General features: G+C 57.5%; 15 protein-coding genes. 11 read left to right on the forward strand and 4 right to left on the reverse strand.

Annotated features, from left to right (window positions below; genetic code table 11):
- Positions 1-66: 66 nt before the first annotated feature.
- Entirely contained in the window at positions 67-972 is a 906-nt protein-coding gene (locus ACEE43_RS00165) for a shikimate dehydrogenase (RefSeq protein WP_449107451.1), read from the reverse strand.
- A gap of 152 nt (positions 973-1124) precedes the next feature.
- On the opposite strand from ACEE43_RS00165, the gene ACEE43_RS00170 reads away from it, so the two are divergent.
- The 5 genes from ACEE43_RS00170 (at position 1125) to tuf (ending at position 8084) form a co-directional block, all read left to right on the forward strand.
- A complete protein-coding gene (locus ACEE43_RS00170; protein ID WP_449107452.1) occupies positions 1125-3215 on the forward strand; it encodes a neutral/alkaline non-lysosomal ceramidase N-terminal domain-containing protein in 2091 nt (696 codons plus the stop codon).
- A gap of 450 nt (positions 3216-3665) precedes the next feature.
- Positions 3666-4040 (forward strand): 30S ribosomal protein S12, encoded by a 375-nt coding sequence (rpsL, locus tag ACEE43_RS00175; protein ID WP_083090707.1) that lies wholly within the window; start codon positions 3666-3668, stop codon positions 4038-4040.
- Positions 4040-4510: a 30S ribosomal protein S7 gene (rpsG, locus tag ACEE43_RS00180; protein WP_135012878.1), complete on the forward strand. Its 471-nt coding sequence runs from the start codon at positions 4040-4042 to the stop codon at positions 4508-4510. Before rpsL ends, rpsG begins: the two co-directional genes overlap by 1 nt.
- Positions 4511-4584: 74 nt before the next feature.
- The gene (fusA, locus tag ACEE43_RS00185) at positions 4585-6699 is read left to right on the forward strand and encodes an elongation factor G (RefSeq protein WP_449107453.1); all 2115 of its coding nucleotides are present in this window, start codon (positions 4585-4587) and stop codon (positions 6697-6699) included.
- Between the two features lie 194 nt (positions 6700-6893).
- The gene (gene tuf / locus ACEE43_RS00190; protein WP_449107454.1) at positions 6894-8084 is read left to right on the forward strand and encodes an elongation factor Tu; all 1191 of its coding nucleotides are present in this window, start codon (positions 6894-6896) and stop codon (positions 8082-8084) included.
- A 178-nt stretch (positions 8085-8262) separates the two neighbouring features.
- Here tuf and ACEE43_RS00195 read toward each other — a convergent pair whose 3' ends face one another.
- From ACEE43_RS00195 to ACEE43_RS00205, 3 genes are read right to left on the reverse strand one after another with little or no spacing between them, the layout of a single operon-like run.
- A complete protein-coding gene (locus tag ACEE43_RS00195) occupies positions 8263-9774 on the reverse strand; it encodes a tripartite tricarboxylate transporter permease (RefSeq protein ID WP_449107455.1) in 1512 nt (503 codons plus the stop codon).
- On the reverse strand, positions 9774-10340 hold the full coding sequence (locus tag ACEE43_RS00200) for a tripartite tricarboxylate transporter TctB family protein (protein WP_449107456.1): 567 nt from the start codon (positions 10338-10340) through the stop codon (positions 9774-9776). Before ACEE43_RS00200 ends, ACEE43_RS00195 begins: the two co-directional genes overlap by 1 nt.
- Positions 10337-11380: a tripartite tricarboxylate transporter substrate binding protein gene (locus ACEE43_RS00205; protein ID WP_449107457.1), complete on the reverse strand. Its 1044-nt coding sequence runs from the start codon at positions 11378-11380 to the stop codon at positions 10337-10339. The genes ACEE43_RS00200 and ACEE43_RS00205 overlap by 4 nt, the downstream gene beginning before the upstream one ends.
- A 546-nt stretch (positions 11381-11926) precedes the next feature.
- On the opposite strand from ACEE43_RS00205, the gene rpsJ reads away from it, so the two are divergent.
- Genes rpsJ through rpsS form a run of 6 tightly spaced genes read left to right on the forward strand, consistent with a single transcriptional unit; the run spans position 11927 to position 15017 of the window.
- Positions 11927-12235 carry a 30S ribosomal protein S10 gene (rpsJ, locus tag ACEE43_RS00210; protein ID WP_449107458.1) on the forward strand — a complete coding sequence of 103 codons (309 nt, stop codon included), beginning with the start codon at positions 11927-11929 and terminating at the stop codon, positions 12233-12235.
- Between the two features lie 14 nt (positions 12236-12249).
- Positions 12250-12906, forward strand: coding sequence for a 50S ribosomal protein L3 (rplC, locus tag ACEE43_RS00215; protein WP_135012885.1), 657 nt, complete (start codon positions 12250-12252; stop codon positions 12904-12906).
- 6 nt (positions 12907-12912) lie between these two features.
- Positions 12913-13536 (forward strand): 50S ribosomal protein L4, encoded by a 624-nt coding sequence (gene rplD, locus ACEE43_RS00220; RefSeq protein ID WP_449107459.1) that lies wholly within the window; start codon positions 12913-12915, stop codon positions 13534-13536.
- Positions 13536-13847, forward strand: coding sequence for a 50S ribosomal protein L23 (gene rplW, locus ACEE43_RS00225; RefSeq protein ID WP_135012887.1), 312 nt, complete (start codon positions 13536-13538; stop codon positions 13845-13847). The genes rplD and rplW overlap by 1 nt, the downstream gene beginning before the upstream one ends.
- Positions 13848-13886: 39 nt before the next feature.
- Complete coding sequence (gene rplB / locus ACEE43_RS00230) at positions 13887-14723, forward strand: 50S ribosomal protein L2 (protein ID WP_135012888.1); 837 nt, start codon at positions 13887-13889, stop codon at positions 14721-14723.
- A gap of 12 nt (positions 14724-14735) precedes the next feature.
- Positions 14736-15017, forward strand: a complete 282-nt coding sequence (rpsS, locus tag ACEE43_RS00235) for a 30S ribosomal protein S19 (RefSeq protein ID WP_168614572.1) — start codon at positions 14736-14738, stop codon at positions 15015-15017.
- The last annotated feature ends 42 nt before the right edge of the window (positions 15018-15059 follow it).

Consider the following 15059-nt stretch of genomic DNA (forward strand, 5'->3'; position numbering starts at 1 on the left):
GTAGGTGTATGTTGAGTCTGCGCGAAGGAACAGGCGGACGGACAGGCGCCTGTTTGCGGGGAACCCTTAGGTGAGCTGGTTGCCCTGTGCTACCAGGAGCCTTTCGAAATGAGTAAGGAGTTCTGTCCTGTCTGGGCTCAGGCCGGTGATGAGTTCAAAGGCATCGGCTGCCTGTCCCACTGCCATAATCCCGCCGGGTAGTACCCTGCACCCTATAGAACGGGCTTTCTGTATCAGCGGTGTGTTTTGCGGTAGGTAGATGACGTCGAAGACCCAGAGCTGTGGGTGCAGGTAGTCCAGGGGTAGGGGAGTGCCGGGGTGATGGTGCATACCGATAGGGGTGGCGTTGACCAGGCCGGTAGAGGCAGCAAGAACAGCAGCTAGCTCATCCTCCGTGACGGCGCGGACGGTTGCGCCCGGGTAGAGCTCGGCCAGCTGCTGGGCTTTGGCTATAGCCCTTTGAGTATCGAGGTCAAATAGATTGAGCGTTCTAGTTCCTAGGCTGAGGAGGGCATCTGCGGTGGCAGACCCCGCACCACCCACACCTAGCTGGGTGACCTCTCTCAGATCGCCGGGGGCAGGTGCGAGGCCCTGACCCAGAGCCGAGGCAAAACCACTGACATCGGTGTTATAGCCCAGAAGCCTACCTTCCTGTGCTACCACCGTATTGACAGCCCCCAGGCGGGCGGCGGCGTCCGACACCTCATCCAGGTGCTCAAGTACCGCTTGCTTGTAGGGGAAGGTGATGTTGAAAGCGTTGAAGCCAAAATCAAAGCCCCAGTGTAGGAGCTCACCGATGGGCAGGGCGCCAGCTGCCCGCTGGCTAGGGCCTAAAGCATCAAGGTCAATGGGACGGTAAAGATATCGCAGTCCCGCTCGATCGGCCGCAAACTCGTGCAACGGGGGAGTCAAGGAAGCTGTAATACCGCTTCCCAGTAACCCGACCAGGTATGACTCTTGGGGTGTGCTCACGGGGCTGTCCTTTGTCTACGAGTAAAGCTCTTCCGTTCTACCACGAATCGCTGGGTAAGCCTAGCTAGCTAGATGGCTGTCTCATCGGTAGGCTTATTTGAGCACACTTGAGCGGCCTCAGCTGCTCACCTTTCGCACACTTTGAGGGTTGAATGAAACTATCACGACATGTAGGGGTCAAACTTGGCGTCTTTGGGGCTGCCCTATCGCTAGCTGCCGGGGCCTATCTGATTCCGTCCCAGGCCGACGTTGAACTAACGCCAGCGGGTGTCAATGCCCAGAGCCTGGCTCAGCTGGTGAACTCCACCCAGCCAACCGCCACGAACCCCTACCTGGTCGGGGCGGGCGTTGCCGATATCACCGGTGAGGTCGCAGAGGTGGCCTTCGTAGGTTACGGTACCGACACCCAAAAGGGCTCGGGTATTCATACCCGCCAGTACGCCCGCGCCTTCGTGGTCATTGACCCTGCTAGCGGCTCCCGCAACCTGATTGTGGTACTCGATGCTCTAAGCGCCTGGAACAGTATTCGCGCTGAACTGGTGAACCGTATTCAGACGGAGCTCGGCCCCGAGTTCACCGAAGCGAACATTATGATTACAGCCTCCCACAGTCATGCTACCCCTGGCGGTGTGAGTAAGGATGTACTGTACAACCTGGCAACCCTGGGCTTCAACGAGCCCACCTTTAACAACCAGGTCAACGGGTCTATGCAGGCTATCCGCGAGGCACTGGCTGACCTTGCCCCCGGTAACGTGACGGTCTCTAGTAGCCAGCTCACCGGTGTGGGCGTCAACCGCTCGGCGGTGGCCCTGGAGCAAGACCCGGCTAACCTCACCGATGCGCTGATCGACGGGGTAGACCCTACCAGCACCACCTTCCGATTTGAGCACGACGGGGTGACCCGCGCCGTCCTCAACTGGTTTGCTATCCACCCCACCTCCCTCACCAACAAAAACACCCTGGTCTCATCCGATAACAAGGGCTACGCCCAGTACCTGCTCGAAACTGTTGATCACGGGGTGAACCTCAACGCGGGTTCCGAGGACGATGCCTTCATCGCGGCCTTTGCCAACAGCAACACCGGTGACGTCTCACCCAACACCCAGCTGCAACCGGGTATGGGCCCCACCAACGACATGTTCACCAACCTTGAGATTCAGGGAACCAAGCAGGCGGACGCCGTCCGCACCCAGCTCGCCAGCGCCGGTACCCCGGTGGGGCAGGGGCTGGATTCCCGCATTACGTATGTAGATTTCTCCAAGGTGCAGGTGGATGCCCGGTGGACGGGCACCGGCTATGCAGGTTCCACCTGTAACGCCTCGCTCGGTGCCCCCTTCGCCGCCGGCAGCGTGGAGGACGGCCCCGGTGCGGCAGGCTTCAATGAGGGGGCTAACGCGAACAAGGTCTGGAGCGATTTCAACTGGCTGGCCTACAGCTCATCTGCCAGCCTGAGTGCCTGCCAGTACCCCAAGGCCAACCTGCTTGCCGTCCACGAGAAGGTGCAGCAGAAGCTGCCGGTGCAGGTCATGCGCTTTGGCAACTACTACCTACTGGGTATGCCCGGTGAACACAACGGCGCAGTCGGCGTACAGTACCGCCAGGATATGGCAGCCCTGCTGGGCGTTGACGAGTCGCAGATTATCGTGCAGGGCTACACCAACGCCTACAGTCACTATGTGACCACCCCGCAGGAATATCTTTCTCAGCAGTACGAGGGTGGTGCTACTGTCTTTGGCATCAACACCATGGGGGCCTTCCGTCAGACCCTCAACACCGTGGCGACTTCCCTCCGTGATGGCACGGAGCTGCCGTTGGGCGATAAGCCTTCCGTGCGCACCCCCATGAAGAGCGCCGTGGGTAAGGTCTGGTACGACCTGCCCGGCGCTGGCCACTACTACGGTAAGGTGCTCACCCAGCCCGCCAACACGGCCCGGGGCGCAACCGTCAGTGCCCTCTTTGTGGGTGCCCACCCCAACAACGACCAGCAGCTCAATTCCAGCTACCTTGAAGTGCAGCGTCTAGAGGGTAACCAGTGGGTGACCGTTGCCGGCGATAACGACCCGGCCACCCGCTTCCACTGGAAACGCCACCTGGCAGCCCAGTCCCGCGTAACCATCGAATGGCAGATTCCCGCTGACGCACTTCCCGGTACCTACCGGATTCTCTACCACGGGGACTCCAAGAACGGTGTCGGTACTATCACCCCCTTCACCGGGGCAACCCAGAACTTCACCGTCAGCTAGGCGGGCAGGTTCCTTCAGGACGCGGACGCCGGCAACCCCTTTCCCCTGGCAGGGGAGGGGAGCGCCGGCGTCCTTGCGCTTTTAAAAGCCTTAAGTGCCAGACATCACCCGATTAAAGAGCTTAAAGCTGCCCCCAGAGCACGCAGGGGGTAGATTAAGCCTTTCTAACCAGCTAGAGTAGTACCTGGAGTACTTAGCAGTAGTATCTACTGCCCGCACAGACACGTTCTGAGCAGTACATAAGAACCAATGGCAGAATGGACACCGTCCTTTGGCCTTGTTCGCCCGGGCACTCAGCCCGACCAGCGATCTTGAGGCCTAAATGCCATTTTTTGTTGTGTCTGGGCTCCTGCTAAGTCATGAAGATTTTCTTTTGCGCTTATCCCAAGTGACAGAAGGCAAGTAAACCGGTAGCTCCTAACGGGGCCACCGATACCAAACGGAGAACAAGTGCCTACAATTCAGCAGTTGGTCCGTAAGGGCCGTGCACCCAAGGTCGTTAAGACCAAGGCGCCCGCACTTAAGGGCAACCCCATGAAGCGTGGCGTATGCACCCGTGTATACACCACCACCCCGAAGAAGCCGAACTCAGCACTGCGTAAGGTCGCACGTGTTAAGCTCAACGGCGGCGTCGAGGTTACCGCATACATCCCCGGTGAGGGCCACAACCTTCAGGAACACTCCATCGTGCTCGTTCGCGGTGGTCGTGTGAAGGACCTCCCCGGTGTTCGTTACAAGATTGTACGTGGCGCACTGGATACCCAGGGCGTTAAGGGCCGCGGTCAGGCTCGTTCACGCTACGGCGCAAAGAAGGAGAAGAAGTAATGCCTCGTAAGGGTCCCGCTCCTAAGCGTCCCCTCGTAAACGACCCCGTTTACGGCTCACCGCTGGTTACCCAGCTCATCAACAAGGTTCTGCTGGACGGTAAGAAGTCAACCGCTGAGCGCATCGTTTACGGTGCCCTCGAAGGCGTTGCCCAGAAGACCGGCGCAGACCCCGTAGTAACCCTCAAGAAGGCAATGGACAACGTCAAGCCTTCACTCGAGGTTCGCTCACGCCGCGTTGGCGGCGCGACCTACCAGGTCCCCGTCGAGGTTCGTGCAGGCCGCGCAACCGCTCTGGCTCTGCGCTGGCTCGTTGGCTTCTCAAAGCTCCGCCGCGAGAAGACCATGACCGAGCGTCTCATGAACGAGATCCTGGATGCGTCCAACGGTCTCGGTGCCGCTGTGAAGCGTCGCGAAGACACTCACAAGATGGCCGAGTCCAACAAGGCCTTCGCACACTACCGCTGGTAATTTCTTCGTAGCCTGCCGTTATTGCACAAGTACATAGCGGCAGGCTTTCGGAGTTTCTCACAAGGGAGAACAAAGTGGCACTAGACGTGCTTACCGACCTGAATAAGGTCCGCAACATCGGTATTATGGCGCACATTGACGCCGGTAAGACCACCACCACCGAACGCATCCTCTTCTACACCGGTATCAACCACAAGATCGGTGAGACCCACGACGGTGCTTCAACCATGGACTGGATGGCTCAGGAACAGGAACGCGGTATTACCATTACCTCCGCGGCAACCACCTGCTTCTGGAAGAACAACCAGATCAACATCATCGACACCCCCGGCCACGTTGACTTCACCGTTGAAGTTGAGCGTTCACTGCGCGTCCTCGACGGCGCTGTTGCAGTGTTCGACGGCAAGGAAGGCGTTGAGCCCCAGTCTGAAACCGTTTGGCGCCAGGCTGACAAGTACGAAGTTCCCCGTATCTGCTTCGTCAACAAGATGGACAAGCTGGGTGCAGACTTCTACTTCACCGTAGACACCATCGTCAAGCGTCTCGGCGCTAAGCCCCTCGTTATGCAGCTGCCCATCGGCGCTGAAAACGACTTCATCGGCGTCGTTGACCTGCTCACCATGCAGGCCTACGTCTGGCCCGGCGATGCCAAGGGTGACGTTACCATGGGTGCTTCCTACGAAATCCAGGAAATCCCCGCTGACCTGCAGGAAAAGGCAGAGCAGTACCGTGCCGAGCTCGTTGAAAACGTAGCAGAAGCCTCTGAAGACCTCATGGAAAAGTACCTCGAAGAGGGCGAACTGACCATCGAGGAAATCAAGGCAGGCGTTCGCGCCCTGACCGTTGCTAACGAAGCCTACCCCGTCTTCTGTGGCTCAGCATTCAAGAACCGCGGCGTTCAGCCCATGCTCGACGCAGTTCTCGACTACCTGCCCTCACCGCTGGACGTCCCCGCGATGATCGGCCACCTGCCCTCTGATGAAGAGGTTGAGGTAACCCGCAAGCCCTCAGCTGACGAGCCCTTCGCAGCTCTGGCCTTCAAGGTTGCAGCTCACCCCTTCTACGGCCAGCTGACCTACATCCGCGTTTACTCCGGTAAGGCAGAACAGGGCCAGCAGGTTCTGAACGCCACCAAGGGTAAGAAGGAACGTATCGGTAAGCTCTTCCAGATGCACTCCAACAAGGAGAACCCTGTTGAAGAGATCCAGGCAGGTCACATCTACGCAGCAATCGGTCTGAAGGACACCACCACCGGTGACACCCTCTGCGACACTGCTAACCCCGTAGTTCTGGAATCCATGACCTTCCCCGCCCCCGTGATCTTCGTGGCCATCGAGCCCAAGACCAAGGGCGACCAGGAGAAGATGTCAACCGCTATCCAGAAGCTGTCTGCTGAAGACCCCACCTTCACCGTTTCACTCAACGAAGAAACCGGCCAGACCGAAATCGGCGGTATGGGCGAGCTCCACCTGGACATCATCGTTGACCGTATGAAGCGCGAATTCAAGGTTGAGGCTAACGTTGGTAAGCCCCAGGTGGCCTACCGCGAAACCATCACCAAGGCTGTCGAAAAGGTTGACTACACCCACAAGAAGCAGACCGGTGGTTCCGGTCAGTTCGCGAAGGTTCAGGTCTCCTTCGAACCCATCGCCCTCGATGCTGAAGAGCTCTACGAGTTCGACAACGTCGTCACCGGTGGTCGTGTTCCCCGCGAATACATCCCCTCTGTTGACGCCGGTATCCAGGACGCAATGCAGCTCGGTATCCTCGCTGGCTACCCCGTTGTTGGTGTCAAGGCAACCCTGATCGACGGTGCTTACCACGATGTTGACTCGTCAGAAATGGCGTTCAAGATCGCTGGCTCAATGGTCTTCAAGGAAGGCGCCCGCCGCGCCGCTCCCGTCCTGCTGGAGCCCCTGATGGCTGTTGAAGTACGTACCCCCGAGGACTACATGGGCGATGTTATCGGCGACCTGAACTCACGTCGTGGTCAGATCCAGTCCATGGAAGATGCAGCAGGCGTCAAGATCGTTCACGCTCTTGTTCCGCTGTCAGAAATGTTCGGTTACATCGGTGACCTCCGTTCAAAGACCCAGGGTCGTGCAGTCTTCTCCATGGAGTTCGACAGCTACGCCGAGGTTCCCAAGAACGTTGCTGATGAAATCATCCAGAAGAGCCGCGGCGAGTAATACTTGCCCGGGTGCGGCTCACCCCGTGTGAGCCGCACCGCTTTTCAAAAAAACCTAGTAAATGAACCCGCATTCGGGTTTCGCCCCACCGGCCTTATCCGCTATTGTGGTAGCTAGACCGCCTTTTACGGCGGAGTGCGCCGGTGTGAAACCCGAGTGCAGGTTCTCAAATCTTCTCTATAGGAGGAATACTCTTGGCTAAGGCTAAGTTCGAGCGCTCCAAGCCTCACGTAAACGTCGGTACCATCGGTCACGTTGACCACGGTAAGACCACCCTGACCGCTGCAATCTCCAAGGTTCTGGCTGACAAGTACCCCGACCTGAACGAGCAGCGCGACTTCGGTATGATCGACTCCGCTCCTGAAGAGCGCCAGCGCGGTATTACCATCAACATCTCTCACATCGAGTACCAGACCGAAAAGCGTCACTACGCACACGTTGACGCCCCCGGTCACGCTGACTACGTCAAGAACATGATCACCGGTGCTGCTCAGATGGACGGCGCAATCCTCGTTGTTGCTGCCACCGACGGCCCCATGGCTCAGACCCGCGAGCACGTTCTGCTGGCTCGCCAGGTTGGTGTTCCCACCCTGCTCGTTGCTCTGAACAAGTCAGACATGGTTGAGGACGAGGAACTGCTCGACCTCGTTGAAATGGAAGTTCGCGAACTGCTCTCCTCACAGGAGTTCGACGGCGACAACGCTCCCGTTGTTCGCGTTTCCGCTCTGAAGGCTCTCGAAGGCGATCCCGAGTGGGTTGCTAAGGTTGAAGAGCTCATGGACGAGGTTGACAACTACATTCCCGACCCCGTTCGTGAGAAGGACAAGCCCTTCCTCATGCCCATCGAAGACGTCTTCACCATCACCGGTCGCGGTACCGTTGTTACCGGTCGCGCCGAGCGCGGTACCCTGAAGATCAACTCCGAAGTTGAGATCGTTGGTATCCGCCCCATCCAGAAGACCACCGTTACCGGTATCGAGATGTTCCACAAGCAGCTCGACGAAGCATGGGCAGGCGAGAACTGTGGTCTGCTGCTTCGCGGTCTGAAGCGCGACGACGTAGAGCGTGGTCAGGTTGTTGTTGAGCCCGGCTCAATCACCCCCCACACCCAGTTCGAGGCTAACGTCTACATCCTTTCCAAGGATGAAGGCGGCCGCCACAACCCCTTCTACTCGAACTACCGCCCCCAGTTCTACTTCCGCACCACCGACGTTACCGGTGTTATCACCCTTCCCGAGGGCACCGAAATGGTTATGCCCGGCGACAACACTGAGATGACCGTTGAGCTCATCCAGGAAATCGCAATGGAAGAGGGCCTCGGCTTCGCAATCCGCGAAGGTGGCCGCACCGTTGGTTCAGGTCGCGTTACCAAGATCATCAAGTAAGTTTCTTACTTCCCGATCTGAACTCCTGCTAGCGTCCAGCTAGCGGAGGACGATAGAGGGTTGGCCCCCCGCAGAGCAATCTGCGGGGGCCAACCCCTTTTTTCTTACCTTCACATAAAAAGATGGGGCCGGTAGCTGAGCTACCGGCCCCTGAGTATTACCTCGGTGAGGGGAGAGACTAACGCGCTGCCTTAGCGGAGCGGCTCTCACGTACCTTCTTTGTAACTGTCAAAACAAGAACGAGTGCCAACAGGCTGTAGAGAGCTATAACAATTGGGCCTGTAACGAGTACCGAGTAATCACCGTTTGAGGCTGTTAGAGCGTCTCGTAGACTCGTCTCAGCGAGAGGCCCTAGGACCATCCCGATAATGAGAGGCGCAAGCGGGTAGTCGTTCATGCGCATGACAAAACCTACGATGCCTACGAGAAGCACTAAGACTAAATCGAACGTGGAGTTCGAAACAGCATAGATACCGAGCCCACAGAAGACGGTAATGCCTGCGTAGAGGTAGTGGTGGGGGATGAGGAGCAGCTTAGCCCAGAGCATTGCGAAAGGTAGATTGATGAGGAGCAGAACAATCATCGCGATGAAGAAGCTAGCCAAGAGAGCCCATACAAGTTCAGGTGCCCGTTCAAAGAGCAAGGGCCCAGGCTGAAGGCCGTACTGCCTAAACGCCCCCAGCATGATTGCTGCGGTTGCTGAAATGGGAAGACCGAGGGCTAGCAGGGCTCCCATTGCCATGCCGGTGGTGGAGTTACCAGCGGCTTCGGGTGCTGCCAGACCACGAATAGCGCCCTTGCCGAACTGCGGATTTTTGCGTCTAGCATCGAGACGGCGTTCGGTACCGTAGGCCAAGAAGGTCGGAATATCAGCACCACCAGCGGGGATAACGCCAAAGGGTAGACCAATTGCGGTGCCGCGAGCCCAGGCAGGGGCTGCTTCTTTGAGCTCAGCCTTAGACAGCCAGGGGCGTCCCTTAGGCCGAATCATGCGACCGGCGGCGTGGTGACGGGCAACCACAGCCTGGTGTATGACCTCACCTAGCGCTAGCACAGCGACTGTCACTGTGACGAGTGAAATGCCGTCGAAGAGTTGAGGTGACCCCATCGTAAACCGGGGGACACCGGTGACCCCGTCGATACCAATAACAGCTATACCCAGACCCAATAAAAGCGACAGTAAACCACGGATTGCTGAATCGGTGACCACCGATGAAGTTGCAATGAAAGCAAACAGGGCTAGGGCAAAGTATTCAGCTGGCCCAAAATTGGTAGAAAAGTCAGCCAAGAGAGGCGCAGCGAAAACCACCACGATGGACGAGACAAACCCGCCGATAAAAGCACCGATAGCCGCGACTGCAAGTGCCTGGGCGGCCCGTCCGTTCTTTGCCATGCGGTGGCCTTCAAAGGTGGAGGCGATAGCCGAGGCCTGACCCGGGGTATTCATGAGGATACCCATGGTGGAATCTCCGAAAAGTCCACCGAAGTAAACGCCGGAGAACATGATGAAGGCAGCTGTGGGCTCAAGAGCAAACGTAACGGGTAAGAGTAGCGCTACAGCCATTGATGAACCCAGCCCGGGCATGACGCCCACGGCAGTTCCAAGGAGGCAGCCTAAAACCACCCAGAATAAATTTTGTAAGGTGAGGGCGTTGGCAAAGCCCTCAGCGAGCATAGTGAGAGCTTCCACTAGAAGCTACCTCCTAAAATGCCAGAGGGCAGCGAAAGCCCAAGAATCATATCGAACATAATGTAGGCGAAAGAGCTGACGGTTAGACCGACAACCAAAGAGAAGATTGGTCTTGTGGCTCCAAAACCTCGGGCTACGCACCAGAAGAGTAGACCTGCACCGATGACCCACCCGGTGTAGGGCAGGGTGAGCGCGAAAAAGAGAAACCCTAGGGTAACCCAGGCCAGCGAACGGTGGTCTAGTGCTTTAGTTGGTTCGGCTGCAGAGACCATGATGGGGGCGGTGTAGGCGAGTTCTACCTGATCTGTCTGGGCGGCGGTGTGCTGTCGGTAGCGGGCAGCGCGTCTGAAGATATCCGCTATATCGAGTATTGTGAGGGCGACTAGACCAATGGTGATGAGAAGCGGGAAGAAACGGGGACCGGGAAAGGCTACCGAGTCGGGTACCTGCATGGTGAGCATGCCGTAGCTGAGATAGGCGGCAAGAGCCAGGAGCAAAGCCGGCATAAGCAACTCGCGCCCGACATTGACGGGAGTGATGGTTTCGGGGAGAGCTGGTGCACTCATAGTCCTAGCTCCTGGTACAGGGTTTCAATACGTGCTTTTTCGTCTGCTAGAAAATCAGTTAGTTCGTCGCCCATCATGAGATTCTCGTTCCAGTTGTAGCGGGTTATAGCTGCATCCCATTCAGGGGTATCAACAGTTTCTTGAATGATATTTTCTAGTTCAGCTTTTTCTTCGTCGGTGACACCGCCGGGTGCTGCGATGAGGCGCCAGTTAGTCATGGTGACGTCGTACCCCTGCTCAACGGTGGTCGGGATATCAACACCGTCTATCCTGTTCGGTGCTACGAGGGCTAGGGCTCGCAGGCGGCCTGATTCGATTTGGTCAATTGAATCGGGGTAGCCGGACGCTGAAGCAGCGACGGTGCCGTTGAGAAGGGCAGCGGTAGCTTCACCTCCGCCGTCAGAGTTGACGTAGATCATGTCACTAACGGGGATGCCGGCACTCATGGCCATTTCGGTAGCAACGAGACGGTCAAAGGACCCGCCACCGGTCCAGGGGACGCTCGTGGGGTCGGCCTTCCACGTCGTCATCAGCTCTTCAAGTGAGGTGTAGGGGGAATCAGCCGGGACAACGATAACGTCGAGTTCTTCAATGGTGACGGCAAGCGGGGTGATGTCCTCGTAGGTTGTGTCGCTGTCGAACTGGATAGTGGCAGCAAGTTGACCGGTTCCACCCACCATGAGCGTTGTGGGGTCTCCGGTCATTGCCCCCAGGTTGTTGAGGGCGATTGTTCCGCCCGCTCCGGGCATGTTGATGACCTGGGTGTTGTTGACAATTCCGTTTGCTCGTTGGGCCTGCTGCATTTCTCGTGCGAGGGTATCCCAGCCGCCACCGGCTGCTGCCGGAGCGACAAGCGTGAGAGAGGACGTCAGATCGGCGCCGTCGTCGGCTGAAAGGACGGACGCGACCGATGCCGTGCCGATGGTGGCTACGGCAAAGAGAGCTCCAATAATACGAAGTGCTGTGGATTGTGGTTTTGTAATGCGGATGCCCTGTGTAGCGGGCGATACCGTATCCTGTGGTGGGTGCGTAGATTTCATGTAGTCTCCATCTAGTGCGTGTGAGCCAGATTATAGGAAAATAAGTGACCTGCGCTACTTGATGGGTTGAATATATCTCTCCTTGAGATGGCAAGAATGGCACTCAATAGAGAGGGTATATGTTGACCGATGCTTGGGTGTGGTGCTGAATCTGTCTGTAAACGAAGGTGAAATGTGGGACTGGGCACTTCCCGCAGAAAAACCTTGCGGGGAAGCTTGGACTCTGGCAAGATGGATAACGTTGTTCAAGCGCTTACCCCGTGAAAGTAGCTCTGATTCCTTCTCGAATCGGGTGAAGGTAAGCCCAAATATGACCCAATCGATCAGTTCGAGGGAAAAGTGCGCTCCTTTTTGCCCTGGCAAAAAAGCGACACGCCCGAGTTCGGGGGTCGGTGCCTCGGTAGGGTGAGGAACCCGGCAAATGTCGGATTCAGCCTACGCAGAGGTGGCGCGAAAGAGACGAAGAATCATCTCTTTACCTCAAGCGCCAGATAAAGGAGCAACCGCTCCGTTACAGGGAAGTAGACAAGAAAGAGAGTCCGACAGATGGCGGGACAGAAAATCCGCATCCGTCTGAAGTCATACGACCACGAGGTCATTGATTCTTCAGCTCGGAAAATCGTTGAGACAGTTACGCGTGCAGGCGCGATGGTAGTAGGCCCCGTGCCGCTGCCCACCGAAAAGAACGTTTACTGTGTTATCCGTTCGCCTCACAAGTACAAGGACAGCCGCGAGCACTTCGAAATGCGCACGCATAAGCGTCTGATCGACGTCGTTGATCCGACCCCCAAGGCTGTTGATGCCCTCATGCGTCTTGACCTTCCGGCAGACGTAAACATCGAAATCAAGCTGTAGAGGATCGCATCTAAATGACTAACAAGTTCGAGCGCCAGGTTAAGGGCCTGCTGGGCACCAAGCTTGGCATGACCCAGGTCTGGGACGAAAACGGCAAGTTCGTGCCCGTTACTGTCGTCAAGGCCGATTCCAACGTTATTACCCAGCTGCGCAACGCTGAGACCGATGGCTACGAAGCTATCCAGATCGGTTTCGGTGCAATCGAAGCTCGTAAGGTAACCAAGCCCCTCGCCGGTCACTTCGAGAAGGCAGGCGTAACTCCTCGCCGTCACCTCGTTGAACTGCGTACCTCAGACGCCGCTGAATACTCACTCGGTCAGGAACTGACCGTTGAGCTCTTCGAAGCTGGCCAGAAGGTCGACGTAGTTGGCAAGACCAAGGGTAAGGGCTTCGCCGGTGTTATGAAGCGTCACGGCTTCGCAGGTGTAGGTGCATCACACGGTGCCCACAAGAACCACCGTAAGCCCGGCTCAATCGGTGGCGCATCATACCCCGCACGCGTTTTCAAGGGTATGCGCATGGCAGGCCGTATGGGCGCTGCACGCCACACCACCATGAACCTCACTATTCAGGGTGTAGACGCCGAAAACAACGTTCTTCTGATCAAGGGTGCTATCCCCGGTCCTAAGGGCGGCGTTGTTCTGGTTCGCACCGCTGTGAAGGGAGCCTAATAAACCATGGCTGTCAAGACCGTAAAGGTAGACCTGCCCGCTGACATCTTCGACGCTCAGGCCTCTATTCCCCTGCTTCACCAGGTAGTAGTAGCCCAGCTCGCAGCAGCACGCCAGGGTACCCACAAGACCAAGAACCGCGGCGAAGTTTCCGGCGCAGGTCGTAAGCCTTTCAAGCAGACGGGCACCGGCCGCGCACGTCAGGGCTCAATCCGTGCACCCCACATGACCGGTGGTGGCATCGTACACGGCCCGACCCCGCGTAGCTACGCACAGCGTACCCCCAAGAAGATGATTGCAGCTGCACTGCGCGGCGCTCTCTCAGATCGCGCTCGTCACGACCGCGTTCACGTTGTTGAAGCTCTGGTAGAAGGCACCAAGCCCTCCACCAAGGCAGCTAAGGCAGCAATCGCAGAGATCACCAGCCGCAAGAACGCACTGGTTGTCATCGACCGCAAGGACGACCTGGTAGCACTGTCAGCACGCAACCTTGAGAACGTTCACGTCATCTACGCAGATCAGCTGAACACCTACGATGTTCTGATCTCAGACGACGTCATCTTCACCAAGGATGCCTACGACGTATTCGTCGCAGTTGCTTCCAAGGCTAAGAAAGAGGCTGCTAAGTAATGTCTGTTACCACCTCAACTTTCAAGGATCCCCGCGACGTGATCATCGCTCCCGTCGTGTCGGAAAAGAGCTACGGTCAGCTCGATGAAGGTAAGTACACCTTCCTCGTAGACCCCCGCTCCAACAAGCTGGAAATCAAGCAGGCCATCGAGACTATTTTCGATGTCAAGGTTGCTTCCATCAACACCGCTAACCGTCAGGGCAAGCGCAAGCGCACCCGTTTCGGTTGGGGTGCTCGTAAGAACACCAAGCGTGCGATTGTAACCCTCAAGGAAGGTTCAATCGACCTCTTCGGCGGTCCGGCTGCATAAGCACCGGAGACCACTTTAGCGAAGGAAAGAAATATCTAAATGGGTATTCGTAAGCACAAGCCGACGACCCCGGGTCGCCGCGGCTCGAGCGTCTCAGATTTCGCAGAAATCACTCGCTCAACCCCGGAAAAGTCCCTGGTTCGTCCGCTCCCCAAGAAGGGCGGCCGTAACAACACCGGTCGCATCACTACCCGTCACAAGGGTGGTGGCCACAAGCGCCAGTACCGTCTGATCGACTTCCGTCGTCACGACAAGGACGGCGTCGACGCACGCGTTGCACACATCGAGTACGATCCCAACCGTACCGCCCGCATCGCTCTGCTCCACTACGTTGATGGCACCAAGCGTTACATCATCGCCCCCAACAAGCTTGCTCAGGGCGACATCGTAGAGTCAGGTCCCTCTGCCGACATCAAGCCCGGCAACAACCTGCCCCTGCGCAACATCCCCGTTGGTACCGTCATCCACGCTGTTGAGCTCCGCCCCGGTGGCGGCGCTAAGATGGGTCGCTCCGCAGGCGCCTCCATCCAGCTGGTCGCTAAGGAAGGCAAGTACGCCCAGCTGCGTCTGCCCTCCGGCGAAATCCGCAACGTTGATGTTCGCTGCCGGGCAACCGTCGGCTCTGTTGGCAACGCCGAACAGTCCAACATCAACTGGGGTAAGGCAGGCCGCAACCGCTGGAAGGGCATCCGCCCGACCGTTCGTGGTGTTGTCATGAACCCTGTCGACCACCCCCACGGTGGTGGTGAAGGTAAGACCTCAGGTGGCCGTCACCCGGTTAACCCCAACGGTAAGCCCGAGGGTCGTACCCGTCGCCCCAACAAGGAAAGCGACAAGCTCATTGTTCGTCGCCGTCGTACTGGCAAGAAGCGCTAAGGAGCCTGAAACATGCCTCGTAGTTTGAAGAAGGGCCCTTTCGTTGATCAGCACCTTTTCCTGAAGGTTGCAGCTCAGAACGAGAAGGGCACCAAGAACGTCATCAAGACTTGGTCCCGCCGCTCGATGATTATTCCCGACATGCTCGGGCATACCATCGCAGTGCACGACGGACGCAAGCACGTACCCGTGTTCATCACTGAGTCCATGGTCGGCCACAAGCTCGGCGAGTTTGCCCCGACCCGTACTTTCCGTGGCCACGTTAAGGACGACCGTAAGGGCAAGCGTCGCTAGTATACGGTGTAGCCGTATAGTAGAAACGTTTCCCTTTCGGCA

The sequence above is a fragment of the Rothia sp. 11254D007BW genome (genome assembly GCF_053548195.1).

Bases quoted from the DNA above. Each gene is read 5' to 3' on its own strand.
- rpsJ (WP_449107458.1), top strand. From the start codon at position 11,927: ATGGCGGGACAGAAAATCCGCATCCGTCTGAAGTCATACGACCACGAG.
- rplB (WP_135012888.1), top strand. From the start codon at position 13,887: ATGGGTATTCGTAAGCACAAGCCGACGACCCCGGGTCGCCGCGGCTCG.
- ACEE43_RS00200 (WP_449107456.1), bottom strand. From the start codon at position 10,340: ATGAGTGCACCAGCTCTCCCCGAAACCATCACTCCCGTCAATGTCGGG.
- rpsS (WP_168614572.1), top strand. From the start codon at position 14,736: ATGCCTCGTAGTTTGAAGAAGGGCCCTTTCGTTGATCAGCACCTTTTC.
- ACEE43_RS00170 (WP_449107452.1), top strand. From the start codon at position 1,125: ATGAAACTATCACGACATGTAGGGGTCAAACTTGGCGTCTTTGGGGCT.
- ACEE43_RS00205 (WP_449107457.1), bottom strand. From the start codon at position 11,380: ATGAAATCTACGCACCCACCACAGGATACGGTATCGCCCGCTACACAG.
- rplC (WP_135012885.1), top strand. From the start codon at position 12,250: ATGACTAACAAGTTCGAGCGCCAGGTTAAGGGCCTGCTGGGCACCAAG.
- rplD (WP_449107459.1), top strand. From the start codon at position 12,913: ATGGCTGTCAAGACCGTAAAGGTAGACCTGCCCGCTGACATCTTCGAC.
- rpsG (WP_135012878.1), top strand. From the start codon at position 4,040: ATGCCTCGTAAGGGTCCCGCTCCTAAGCGTCCCCTCGTAAACGACCCC.
- rplW (WP_135012887.1), top strand. From the start codon at position 13,536: ATGTCTGTTACCACCTCAACTTTCAAGGATCCCCGCGACGTGATCATC.